Below are 12,586 nucleotides of genomic sequence, written 5' to 3'. Positions count from 1 at the left end.
GAGGAGGCGGCCGGCGCGCGGCCGCCTCCGGCGGGCGGCGCCGGGCGGACAAGCGCTCCAAATTCGCGAATCTGCGCCGGTCGCGTCTACAATGAGCGCCGAGGGTCCGTGGTGCGGTACCTCACGGGACGAGCGACGCGTGGCCGATACCGTTGAGAACGAGGGCGACATCGAGACGATCAGCCAGACCACCCCGGTCTCGGTTGGAGACACCGTGCGCCTGGTGTTCCGCGCCTACGACGAGGCGACGCCGCCGTTCAACATCAAGATCCGCTCCCCCTCGGGGAAGATCATCATCGAGCGCGTGCTGCGCGACCTGCCCACGGGCAAGCCGCAGAGCGCGTCGCCGGTCGAGTTCAGCGCGTCGTCCCCGGGCGAGTACAAGATCGAGATCAAGCAGCTCTACGGGAAGCAGAAGGGCACGGCCGTCCTCCGCGTGAAGCCCTGACGGGCGAGCGCCTGTCCCAGGGCTATCTGGCGAAGCCCGGGATGAGCATGCTCGTCATGCGGTCGGGGCTCACGATGCCCTGCTCCTGCATCCAGCCGTTCGCGGCGGCGACGGCGGCGCGGCCCTCGTCGCCCTGGAGCAGCTCGCCGTGGCGGCGCCGCGCCGCCGCGGCGTAGAGGGCCATGCCGGCGGCCTCGAAGCCGCGCACGGCCTCGGCGAGCTGCTGCGCCGCCGGCTCCGCCTCGCCTCGGGCGGCCGCGACCGCGGCGCGCACCGCCGCGGCGAACGGGTCGGCCCAGGGCATGTGCTCGGCCTCGATCTTGCGGGCGGCGCGCGTCGCCTCCTCGTAGAGCGGCTCCGCCTCGGCCGGCGTGACGGCGGCGGCGGCGGCCAGCGCGGCGCAGGCCCGGAGGTGGGTGATGATGATGCGCACGGCCTGGATGCGCAGGACCAGCGAGCTCTCGAGGCCCGCCCGCTGCTCGGCGAAGAGGCGGTGCGTGGCCTCGCCGTCGCCCCGGTACAGGCCGATGTGCGCGCGGGCGACGAGGTCGAAATAGCTCTGCAGCTGGAAGCCCGCCTTGGACCAGCTCCGGATCGCGTCCTGCGCCTGGCGCTGCGCGGCGTCGGGGTCGTCCTGCACGAGCCAGTAGGCGTTGCTCTGCGACGAGCGCAGGCTCGTGGCGAGGTAACGGTCGCCGCGCTCGTCGGCCGCCTGCAGGGACATCGGGACCCGACGCATGAACTCGCGCGTCTCGCCGCCATACCAGAGCGCCCAGGCCGAGAACGTGTGCGCCCAGCTCCGCTCCCACGTGACGCCGGTGCAACGCTCGCGAAAGATGACGTCCGCCCGATCGAGATCCGCCACGCCCTGGTGCCAGCGGCCGAACAGCGTGGACGTGACGCCGCTGACGAAGCCGACGAGGCCGAGCGCGTGAGGCCGGCCGATGCGCGACGCGATCGCGCTCGCGGTCGAGAGCAGGTCGGTCACGCGGGAGACGGACGGGCCGCCGTCGATCGCGAGGTAGGTCGCCTCGAAGGCGAGGGCGCGGGTCACGCGGTAAGGCTCCCCCGCCTTGAGCGAGAGCAGCAGGTTGCGCGCCTGGAAGTCGGCGCCGCGCGTGGGATCGACGATCGCGAGCCCCATCGCGGCCGACCAGCAGACGTCGATGCGCATGAGGTCCTCGGGCGCGACCTCGTCGGCCGGCCGCTCGACGAAATTCAGCCCGCGCAGGCGGACCTGCGCGCGCCGCAGCAGCAGCGACGCGACCGCGAGCTCCGGCGTCTTCGGCACCTGCATGCCCACCGCGCCGAGCACCGAGCGCAGGCCCGCCATGCCGGCGTCGACGTAGCCGGCGCGGAGGAGGTTCTCGGCGGCGCGGCGCCCGAGGTCGATCGCCTCCGGCTCGGGGGCGCCGTCGCTCGCGGCCATGTACGCCTCCGCGGCCTTGGCGCCGCGGCCGGCGCTGCTCAGCGCGTCGCCGAGCTTGGCGAGCACGACCCGCCGCTCCGCCCCGCCGGGCAGGTGGAGATCGATCGCCATCCGGTAGAGGCGCGCCGCGTGGTCGAACGCGAACGCGGCCTCGGCCTGCTCGCCCGCGCGCACCGCGTAGCCGGCGGCGCGCTCGGAGTCGCCGGCGGCGCGCCAGTGCTCGGCCAGCGCCTCGAGCTCCGCGCGCCCCGAGGCCTCCAGCGCCAGCGCGAGCCGGCCGTGCCAGCTGCGCGCCGTCTGCTCGTCGAGCCGGCTCGTGACCGTCTCCCGGATGCGGTTGTGAAACGGCTCGAGGAACTCGTCCTGCCCCGAGCCGCCGGTCCGCACGAGGTTCGCCGCGCGCAGCACCGAGAGCACCCGCGTGAGCTCCGCGAAATCGGCCGCCATGGCGTGCGCGGCCACCGACGTCAGCACCGGCGCGCCGGCGCAGACGACGAGCTCGAGCAGCTGGCGCGCCCGCGGGTCCAGCCGGCTGATCCGCGCCCAGAGGACGTCGTCGAGGCGCACCGGGCCGCCGTCGTTGTCCTGCGCCATCCGGTGGCGCAGCAGGGCGTCGATGAACAGCGGGTGGCCGCCGGCCTCCTGCGCGATCGCCTCGATGCTGAGCGGCCGGCCGGCCGGCGCGCCCCGGAGCAGGAGCGCGCAGAGCTCCTGCGCCTCCGCGAGCGACAGGCGGTGGAGGATGATGTGCCCGAGCGCGTCGACCGGCACCCCGAGCTGCCGCGAGACCGGCGGCGCCGTCTCGGAGGCGGTGCGCACCGCCGCGACGAGCATCATCGCCCGCGGACGCGCGGGATCGACGACGGGCGGCGCGCCCGCGCACGCGGGCCCGTCGAGGCCGGCGAACGAGCCCGGCCTGGCCGCGGCGCTGAGATCGGCCTCGGTCCACGGGCGCATCACCTCCGAGAGCAGCGCGACGCTGTCGGCGTCGGCCCACTGGAGATCGTCGATCGCGAGCACGAGCGGCCGCTCGGCCGCGAGCCGGCCGAGCAGCTCCCGCAGCGCGGCGAAGACGAGGGCGCGGATCTCGGGCGGGTCGATCGCCTTGCGCCGCGCGCGCGCCTCGGTGATGGCGGGGACCGTGCGGAGCACCGGGAACACCGTGCCGAGCAGGCCCGCGTTGGGCGGCAGGAGCGCCTTGACCTCCTCGGGCGGGCGGCGCACGAGGTGCCGGCTCAGCGCGTCGATGAGCTCGTCCACCGCCTTGTAGGGGACCGCCTCGCGCTCGTAGCAGCGCCCGGCCAGGACGAGCGCGTCCTTGTCGATGCGCTCGAGGAACCGGCGCAGGAGCGCGCTCTTGCCGACGCCCGACTCGCCCTCGAGGAACCGCGTGACGGAGCGGCCCATCCGCGCCTCGGCGAACGCGCCCTCGAGCGCGGCGAGCTCGCTGTGCCGGCCGACGAAGCCGATGCGCTGCGAGAGGACCGGCGGCTCCTCGATGAGCTCCTGCACCCGGAGCCGCCGCAGCACGTCGCGCGCGGTCGGGCGGGCGGCCGGGTCGATGCGGAGCATGTCCACGCAGAGCTCGTCGATGTCCGCCGGCATGTCCTCGACGAGCCGGCTCGGCGGCGGCGGCTCGGCCCGCCGCATCATGTCCATCGTCGCCTTGGGCGCCGTCTGGAACGGATAGACGCCGGTCAGGGCGAGGTAGAGCATGACGCCCGCGCTGTAGATGTCCGCCTCGGGCCCGGCCGCCTTCCCCTCGGCCTGCTCGGGCGCCATGTAGTGGAGCGTCCCGACCACGGCCTGCTCGCGCCCCGGGCCGCTCGCGTCGGCGACGAAGCCGAAGTCGAGGAGGACCACCCGCTCTTCGGCGGTGACGAGCACGTTGGAAGGCTTGATGTCGCGGTGGACCTTGTAGGCCGCGTGCACCGCCGCGAGCCCCTGGGCGAGCTGGGCCAGCGCCGAGCGGAGGCGGGCCTCGTGGAAGGGGCGCTTGATGCGGGGCAGTTGCTCGGGCGCGGGGCCCTGCCCGTGCCAGAGGGGGATCGACGGCAGGGTGGAGCGCCGCCCGCCGCCCGCGGGCTCGCCCCGCGGCCCGCCGTCGCCCTCCTCGTGGAGCCGCACGTGCACCACGAAGTCGACGCCCCGGATGAGCTCCATCGTGAAGAAGAGCTGCCCCTCTTCCTCGTGGAGCTCGCCGAGGCTGACCAGGTTCGGGTGCTGGATGTCCTGCAGCGAACGGAACTCGTTCTTGAACCGGAGGCGCGCCTCGGCGCTCAGATTGCGGAGGATCTTGAGCGCGACGCGCCCCTTCCGCTCGCGGTCGAAGGCCTCGTAGACAACCCCCATCCCGCCGACGCCCACGACGCGAACGACCTGGAAGCGACGCGTGCCTCCGAACTCCGGTCTCGCGTTCCTCAGGCCCATGCGTGGACCAAGAAATCACCGGCGCCGAGCGGTGGCAAGCAGCGCGTTGGGAGCGCGTTGGAAGCGCGGAGGATGCGCGCGGGACGCGCGTGGGGAGCGGGCGGGAAGCGCGCAGGATGCGCGCGCCAGCAGCGCGCGGGCGGCGCGGCGAGGGCGCAGGCGCCGCGCGGCGCGCGCCGGGCCCGCGCGGTGGCGCAGGCCCTGCGCGGCGCGCGTCCGGCCTGCGTGACGCGCGCGTCACGCCGCGAACAGGATCGGCAGAAAGGTGGCACGCGCAGGGGAAGGGCGGTAGCGTACCCGGCCTGCGAGCGAAAAGAACCCGGTCCGGGGCGCGCCGCTCAGCCGGTCAGCCCGGCGCGCACCCAGTTGACAACGGGAGGGCATCATGGTCTGCGTAGTACGCTCCGAGGCTTCGGAAGCGGTTCCGAGAGCGCCACGCGCAAAGGGTTTGCTGGGGTGATCCAGAGGTTGAGAGACTTCTTCTCGTCGTCGGCGCGGCGCATCACGAGGCCCCCGAGCGAGAGCGCGGCCGAGAGCAACCCGGGATGCAGCCTCGTTGTAGAGAATGTCAGCAAGAGCTTCGGGAAGACACAGATACTGAACGACGTGTCGTTCAAGGCGGAGGCCGGCGAGTTCGTCACGCTGCTCGGGCCGTCCGGCTGCGGAAAGACCACGCTGCTCCGCATCATCGCGGGGCTCGATCGCTCCGATCGGGGGCGCATCCTCCTCGCGGGCAGGGCGGTTGACCACCTGCCGGCGAACCGCAGGCCGGTGAACACGGTGTTCCAGAACTATGCCCTGTTCCCGCATCTCACCGTGTTCGAGAACGTGGCCTTCGGCCTGAGGTCGCGCAGCATCCCTGATCCCGAGGTGCGCGAGCGCGTGCGCTCGAGCCTCTCGATGCTCAAGCTCGATGATCTCGCGGAGCGGTATCCGCACCAGATCTCGGGCGGTCAGAAGCAGCGAGTCGCGCTCGCGCGCGCGGTCGTCAACGAGCCTGAGGTGCTGCTGCTCGACGAGCCGATGTCGGCCCTCGACGCGAAGCTGCGCGCCGAGGTCCAGCTCGACCTGCGCCGCCTCCAGCGCGCGCTCGGGAAGACGTTCGTGCTCGTCACTCACGATCAGGACGAGGCGATGACCGTCTCGGACCGCATCGTGCTGATGAACAAGGGCCGCATCGAGCAGCAGGGCGCGACGGCCGAGGTCTACGAGCGGCCGCAGAGCCGCTTCGCCGCCGAGTTCTTCGGCGCGGCCAACCTCATCTCGGCGCAGCGCGTCGGCGCCACGCTCGTCTTCACGACGGTGGGCGCGCTGAGGGTCCAGACCACGCCTCAGTGGGAGTTCGGCACGCTCGCGATCCACCCCGAGTGGATCGAGCTCTGCGACAGCGAGCCGCCGGAGAACGGCGTGCGCGGCGTGGTGCGCGAGAGCTTCTACCGCGGCGACCACGTCGAGCTCATCATCGAGCCCGGGCCGCTGCGCGTGCAGCTCAGCCCCCGCTCGATGCTCAAGCCCGGCTCGTCCGTCTGGCTCGCCCTCCCCGCCGAGCGGCTCGAGGTGCTCAGTGACTGAGCCGACGGTCTGGTATGGCCAGCTGACGACGCGGCGGCGGCTGCTCGCGCGAGGCTTCATGCTCATCGCGGGCGGCGTCTCGTGGCTGTCCGTGTTCCTCCTCCTGCCGAGCCTCGCCCTCCTCGTCGTGTCGTTCGTGAAGCGCGACGCCGACGGCGCGCTGATCTGGGAGCTGACGCTCGAGTCGTTCGCGCGCATCTTCGGCTCCGCGTCGGGCGAGAACGCGCGCATCCTCATCCGGAGCATCGTCCTCGCGCTGGTCGCCACGAGCGCCTCCGTGCTCCTCGCGTATCCGATGGGCTTCTTCATCGCCCGCGGCTCGCAGCGCCGGCGGTTCTTCTGGCTGGCGCTCGTCTTCGTCCCGCTCTGCACGAACCTCGTCATCCGCACGTTCAGCTGGAAGCTCCTCCTCTCGGCGCAGCTGCCCCCCGCCAAGCTCGCCGCGTCGCTCGGCTGGGTCGACCCCGGCCGCGACATCTACCCGAGCTGGGTCGCGGTCTCGCTCGGCCTCGTCGCGGCCTCGCTGCCGTTCGCGGTGGTCCCCCTCTACACGAGCATCGACCGCCTCGACTGGTCGCTCGTCGAGGCGGCGCAGGACCTCTACGCCTCGCGGCTCCGCGTCTTCTTCGCCGCGATCTTGCCCCAGACCCTCCCCGGCCTCAGCGTCGCCGTGATCCTGACGTTCGTCCCCGCGATGAGCGTCTTCGTGGTGAGCGACATGCTCGGCGGCGCGAAGCACTGGCTGATAGGCAACCTGATCCAGCACCAGTTCGGCCCCGGCCGGAACATCCCCTATGGCGCGGCGCTGAGCCTGCTGCTCATCGTCATGACCCTGGGCGGCGTCTCCCTGTATCGCCGCAACGGGCGCTCCGTGGAGATCTTGTGAACAGCGATCGCGGTCCCTGGCGCGCGCTGACGACGGTCGCCGCCTTCCTCGGCTTCGGGCTGCTCTACGTGCCGCTGCTCGCGGTGGCCATGTACTCGTTCAACGCCGCGGAGCGGGGCCTGGTCTGGACGGGCTTCTCGGTGCGCTGGTACGTCGATCTCTTCGCCGATCCCGAGACCAGCCGGCGCGCCCGGGAGATCCGCGAGGTGGCCGTGAATACCCTGCTGCTCGGCGGCGCCTCCACGCTCGTCTCGACCGTCCTCGGGACGCTGCTCGCGCTCGGGATGCGCTTTCCGTGGACGAGCTCCGTGAGCCGGCTGCTCGAGTCGATCGTGGACATCCCGGCGGTCGCGCCGGACATCACCTTCGCGGCGGTGCTGGTCATGGCGTTCAACCTGCTCCGCCGGGTGGTGGACTGGTTCGACCTGGGCATGACGACGATGATCATCGGCCACGTGACGTTCGAGATCGCGTTCGTCACGCTCATCGTCCGCAGCCGCCTCATCTCCATCGGACCGACGCTGAGCGAGGCCGCGATGGATCTCTACGCCTCGTCCTGGATCCATTTCCGGCGGGTCACGCTCCCCCTCCTCTGGCCGGCCATCGTGGGGGGCGCGATGCTCGCGTTCACGATGTCGCTCAACGACTTCGTGATCAGCTTCTTCACGTCCGGCCCCCGCTCGGTCACGCTCCCGCTCTTCGTCTATCACTCTCAGGTGCGGGGGATGCGGACGGACCTGTTCGCGATCTCGACGATCCTCGTGTTCGGGGTGATCGTGTTCATCATGGTGCTGGAGCGGCTGACCCGCTGGCGGAACGATTGAGCGGTCGCCGCCGCTCCACGGCCGAGCTCGAGTCGCTCCACCGCTGAGGGCCCGCGCCGCCGCCTCGCGCCGCGCGAGCGCCGGCGCCTCGCGATCGCTTATGCATGTGCGGCGGCGCGAGCCGGCGCGCTGCGGCTCGGGCGCGGCGCGGCGCGCGAGCGAGCCCGAGCTCGGGCGCTTGCCTCGCGGCGCGCGGGAGCGCGAGCGGTTCCGGGGAGATCCGCGCGCGCGGCGAGCTCCGCGCGCTGGGCTCGACCGCGGCCCGCTCACGCTGTCACGCGGCCCGCGCAGAAGCGCCTACACAGCGGCGGCGACGTGGACGTGGGGGCGTCCGCCGCTTGTGCGAACAGGTTGGATCGGCTCACGGCTTACGGTAAGCTGACCCGGCAATGCGGCTGTTCGTCCGAAGCTCGCCGTGTCTCAGCGTGACTGCTGGGCCCCGGCGGACGGCGCCTTGCGCTCCACTACGACCGCTGGGAATCGAGATCGAAAGATGAGCTTTCGTCGTTCCGCACTCCTACTCATACTCGTTTCACTCCTCACATTCTCCGGTCGGCCTGCCTGGGCGGACGATCTGGCCGATGAGGCCGATCTACACTTCAGGATCGCCACGGAGCGTTACGCCAAAGCCGATTACCGGGGCGCCCTGGAGCACTTCCTGGTGTCGAACCGGCTCGTGCCGAACCGCAACGTCATCTTCAACATCGCACGAACGTACGAGGCGCTCGGGGAGTACCCGGACGCGTTCCGCTACTACGTTCAGGCGCTCGAGCAGGAGCCCAACGCGGCGCGCCGGCCCGCCATCGAGGAGGCGCTCGCGCGCATACGCCCGAACGTCGCCGTCATCAAGGTGACGACGGACCCGCCGGGAGCGACGGTGTACATCAACCGCCGTGATCTCGGCGGCCGCGGCAACACGCCGCGCCTCCTCGGCTTCCCGCCCAACACGAAGCACAAGATCATCGTCGATCTCGAGGGCTACGAGCCGGCGGAGGTCGAGAACGTCGAGGCGAAGCTCGGCGAGCAGACGAACGTCGAGGTCAAGCTGAAGCGCATCATCGGGACGGTGCGCGTGGTGGGCGAGACGGCGGGCACGACGGTGCGCGTCAACGACGCGAGCGGCCCGCCGGCGTGCACCGCGCCGTGCGACCTCACGCTGCCTCCGGGCCGGCACCGCCTGTACCTCTCGCAGGAGGGGTATCAGCCGTCGGAGCAGGACGTGAACGTCGCGGCCGCGAGCACGGTGACCGCGCGCTACCGCCTGAACCCGCTCACGGGCAGCCTGGTGGTCAACGCGGACGAGCGCGACGCGCTCGTCGAGGTCGACGGCAAGCCGATGGGCTTCACGCCGGCGGTGCTCAACGTGCAGAGCGGCCAGCGCCGCGTGCGCGTCTCGCTCCGCGGCTTCCGCCCGGTGGAGCAGGTCGCGACCGTCGTGGCGAGCCAGCAGACCCGGATCGACATCTCGCTCCGGCAGCTCGAGGAGGTCGAGGCCGCGTCTCGTTCGACGGAGGCCGTCGAGGACGCCCCCGGCTCGGTCACCATCATCCCCGGGCAGGAGCTGCGCGCGATGGGTTATCCGACCGTCGCCGAGGCGCTCCGGGGCACGCGCGGCGTCTACACGACGTACGACGGCGTCTACACGTTCGCGGGCGTCCGCGGGATCAACCTGCCAGGCGACTTCGGCAACCGCATGCTGACGCTGCTCAACGGCCACTCGATGAACGACAGCTGGGTCAACCTGTCGTACTTCGACTACCTCGCCCGAACGGACCTGGAGGACGTGGAGCGGATCGAGATCGTGCGGGGCCCCGGCTCGGTGCTCTACGGTACCGGCGCGTTCTCCGGCGTCGTCAACATCGTGACCAAGGGCCGCCCGACGGCGAGCAGCGTGGGCTTCGGCGTGGGCACGGCCGACAACTCGCTGGTCCGCGGGCGCGCGTCGTTCCAGCTGCCGCTCGGGCGCGACTCCGGCGTCTGGGCGTCCGTCGGCGCCGCGCGGAGTCTCGGGCGGGATTACTACTTCGGCGATTACAAGAATCACTTCACGTCCAGCGATCCCCCGCCGGTGCTCGACGAGCGAGATCGGCCGATCTACAACCCGAACCGTTACGACTTCGACGGTCACTCACGGGGCAACGACAAGTTCACCGTGGGGACCTTCCAGGGGCGGCTCTGGCTGAAGTCGTTCTCGGCGCAGTGGTACCTGAACTCCCGCGACAAGACGGTCCCCAACGGCGTCGCGACGACGCAGCTCGGCGTCGACAAGACGTACTACAAGGACACCCGTGGGTTCCTCGAGCTCTCGCTCTCGCCGCGCTTCGGGGACAAGCTCGCGACGCTGACCCGCGCGAGCATCAACCTGTACCAGTTCAGAGACAGGCTCTGGTACTACCCTCCGTTTGCCGCGCCGGGCATGAGCCAGGTCTATGACCAGGAGAAATTCGACGACGTCTGGTTGCTCGCGGAGCAACGGGTCGAGTTCAGCCCGATCCAGCAGCTGAAGATCACCGCGGGCGCCGAGGCGCAGCTGCACTTCACCGCCGCGCAGCAGGGCGTCAACACGGCCATCGACGGCACCGGTCGCCATGACTTCGTCTACCTCCCGCTGAGCGACGATCCTGCGAAGTGGACGGATACGACCGCTCTCGACAAGCACCCTTACCGGATCTTCGCGGCGTATGCGCTCGTCGACATCACGCCGTCGGAGCGGCTCCGCATCTCGGCCGGCTCACGCTTCGACTACTACTCGACGCTGGAGGATGCGGCGCCCGTCCCGAGCCCCAGGATCGCGCTCATCATCAAGCCGTACGAGCAGGGCAACCTGAAGATCACCGGCGGTCGCGCGTTCCGCGCGCCCTCCATCCAGGAGCTGTTCTACGGGTATGCTCTTTCTCCGAATCCGACCGTGCCGAATGACACTCCGCACGTGACCTACAGGCCCTCGCCGGATCTCGAGCCCGAGAACGTCTGGTCGGGTGAGGTCGAGTTCACCCACCGGCTCTCCTCCACGGTCTCGGCGCTCGGCGCGGGGTACGTGAACCACCTGAGCAACCTGATCTTCCAGCAGGGGAGCCAGACGGAAGACGACAAGACGCGCTACGAGAACACCGAGGTTCCGATCTTGGTCGTCGGTGGCGAGGCCGAGCTGCGCCGCGAGTGGCGCCAGGGGTGGATGGCGTCGCTCTCGTACTCCTATGCGAAGGCGCGGTACCTGGAGGACAGCGGCGTCAACAAGCTGCGCAACGTCCCGAACTCGCCGGAGCACATGGCGTCGGCCCGCGGCGCGGCCCCGCTCTTCGGCAAGGCGGTCGTCCTGGCGTCGCGCTTGACGGTCGAGGCGCCGAGGTTCGACCGCAACGTGAAGACGTTCGAGGGGGAGGATATCACGGGCGAGCCGCCTCCCCAGACCAAGACCGAGCCGGCCGTGATCTGGGACATCGTCGTCTCCGGGCAGCTGGACGTCGGCAATCTCCGGTACAACGTCGGCGTCTACAACGTCGGCGACTGGCGCTGGACGGCGCCTACGGCCGCGCAGTACACCATCGCCAAGTTCCCGCAAAGCGGCCGTACGTTCCTCGCCTCGCTCAACATGAGCCTCTGAGCAGCGCCGGCGCTGGCGGCAGCCAGCGTCGCAGAGCGCCCCTCCCCGTTCGGCGGAGGGGCGCTGTCCTTTTGTCCCCTCGCGCGTTCCAGCGGCCCGCCGCCACGTAGCACCCACCGTCACGCGGCGCGCACCGTCCGGCGGCCCCCGCCGTCACGCGGCGCGCACCGTCACGCGGCGCGCACCGTCACGCGGCGCGCACCGTCACGCGGCGCGCACCGTCACGCGGCGCGCACCGTCACGCGGCCCGCACCGTCACGCGGCGCGCACCGTCACGCGGCCCGCACCGTCACGCGGCGCGCACCGTCACGCGGCCCGCACCGTCACGCGGCCTCACGCTGGTCGATGCGCTCCAGCGCAGAAGCGCCTCGATTCATGGACAAACGAAGGCCCCCGGGCGGGGGGGTCGTCGCGCGAGGTGGGAGATGGGCTGATGTTTGAGCCCGAGTGGCGTCCTGTCTCCGTCGTGCGCCGCACGACGGGGACAGGACGCCCCAGGCGAGCTCAGCCCATCCCCCGCCCCGCGCGACGACCGCCCGCTCCGGGGGCCGGACAGCTCGGGACGACCTGGAAGCCTACGAGACCCGCAGAAGCCCCGTCACTTGTTGTACGGCCGCTGCGCCGGCTTGGGGCTGAACATCGTACACAGGATCGTGTCGTAGAACTTCCCCTGGAAGAAGTAGTTCTCCCGGAGGTACCCTTCGCGCTGGAAGCCGACCCGCTCCGCGACCCGTAGCGACGGGCCGTGCTCGGGGTCGATGCCCGCCTCGATCGTGTGCAGGTCGAGCTGCTCGAACCCGAACCGCACGACGGCGCGCAGCGCCTCCGTCATGTACCCCTTGCCGCTGGCCGTCTTCGCCTGCTCGTACGTGATCTCGGCGCGGTAGTGCGGCGTCAGGAAGCGGAAGAACCCGGCGGCGCCGATCAGGTGATCCGACCCCCGCACGCTGATGCCCCATCGCAGCTGCGACCCCTCCTGGTGCGCGCGCTTGAGCATGCCGATCATCTTCCTTGTGTCGGCGACCGTCTTGTGGACGGGAGCGCCCCACAGCCTCAACCATTCATCGTCGGAGCAGACGGAGAACAGGGCTTCTGCGTCGGATTCCACGATCTCACGCAGGATCAGGCGCTCTGTCTCGAGTCGAGGATGAACGGCGAACGGAAGGTCGAGAGGGCTACTCATCAGGGGCTTCTCCCAGGTATAACGCCCAGCCTATCATCGTTCCGCGGCGCTCCGCGCAGCAATCTGGCGTGCGCGCGAGCGGATTGTGTCCGCCGCGCGTGCTGACGCGCCGCGCATCGCGCCTCACACGAGGTCGCGCTCCGCCTCACATCGGGAGTGTCCAGGGGAGAGCCAGCGCGCCGCCGGCCACGCAGGGTCAGACAGGCGACT

7 protein-coding genes are annotated in these 12,586 nt (G+C 71.1%); 5 read left to right on the top strand and 2 right to left on the bottom strand.

The window, feature by feature from the left end; genetic code table 11:
- The first annotated feature begins 139 nt into the window (after positions 1–139).
- A complete protein-coding gene (locus tag WMF26_RS50275; protein WP_020742172.1) occupies positions 140–448 on the top strand; it encodes a hypothetical protein in 309 nt (102 codons plus the stop codon).
- Between the two features lie 22 nt (positions 449–470).
- Here WMF26_RS50275 and WMF26_RS50270 read toward each other — a convergent pair whose 3' ends face one another.
- Positions 471–4,307, bottom strand: coding sequence for a serine/threonine-protein kinase (locus WMF26_RS50270; protein WP_437998497.1), 3,837 nt, complete (start codon positions 4,305–4,307; stop codon positions 471–473).
- 456 nt (positions 4,308–4,763) lie between these two features.
- On the opposite strand from WMF26_RS50270, the gene WMF26_RS50265 reads away from it, so the two are divergent.
- The 4 genes from WMF26_RS50265 (at position 4,764) to WMF26_RS50250 (ending at position 11,193) form a co-directional block, all read left to right on the top strand.
- A complete protein-coding gene (locus WMF26_RS50265) occupies positions 4,764–5,879 on the top strand; it encodes an ABC transporter ATP-binding protein (protein ID WP_129580871.1) in 1,116 nt (371 codons plus the stop codon).
- Complete coding sequence (locus WMF26_RS50260) at positions 5,872–6,765, top strand: ABC transporter permease (RefSeq protein ID WP_437953145.1); 894 nt, start codon at positions 5,872–5,874, stop codon at positions 6,763–6,765. The genes WMF26_RS50265 and WMF26_RS50260 overlap by 8 nt, the downstream gene beginning before the upstream one ends.
- A complete protein-coding gene (locus WMF26_RS50255; RefSeq protein WP_437335050.1) occupies positions 6,762–7,589 on the top strand; it encodes an ABC transporter permease in 828 nt (275 codons plus the stop codon). The genes WMF26_RS50260 and WMF26_RS50255 overlap by 4 nt, the downstream gene beginning before the upstream one ends.
- 661 nt (positions 7,590–8,250) lie before the next feature.
- Complete coding sequence (locus tag WMF26_RS50250) at positions 8,251–11,193, top strand: TonB-dependent receptor domain-containing protein (RefSeq protein WP_437998496.1); 2,943 nt, start codon at positions 8,251–8,253, stop codon at positions 11,191–11,193.
- Positions 11,194–11,791: 598 nt separating this feature from the next.
- On the opposite strand, the gene WMF26_RS50245 is transcribed toward WMF26_RS50250, so the two are convergent.
- Complete coding sequence (locus WMF26_RS50245) at positions 11,792–12,376, bottom strand: GNAT family N-acetyltransferase (protein ID WP_437335048.1); 585 nt, start codon at positions 12,374–12,376, stop codon at positions 11,792–11,794.
- Between the last annotated feature and the right edge of the window lie 210 nt (positions 12,377–12,586).

Origin of the sequence: Sorangium sp. So ce185, from assembly GCF_051526825.1 — a bacterium.
Lineage (GTDB): Bacteria > Myxococcota_A > Polyangia > Polyangiales > Polyangiaceae > Sorangium > Sorangium cellulosum_D.
The sequence above is the reverse complement of the archived record's forward strand: the minus strand, read 5'-3'. Positions and strand labels throughout refer to the sequence as shown.

What these genes read in the sequence shown, in the direction of transcription:
- WMF26_RS50245 (WP_437335048.1), bottom strand. Translation starts at nt 12,376, where the DNA reads ATGAGTAGCCCTCTCGACCTTCCGTTCGCCGTTCATCCTCGACTCGAG.
- WMF26_RS50270 (WP_437998497.1), bottom strand. Translation starts at nt 4,307, where the DNA reads ATGGGCCTGAGGAACGCGAGACCGGAGTTCGGAGGCACGCGTCGCTTC.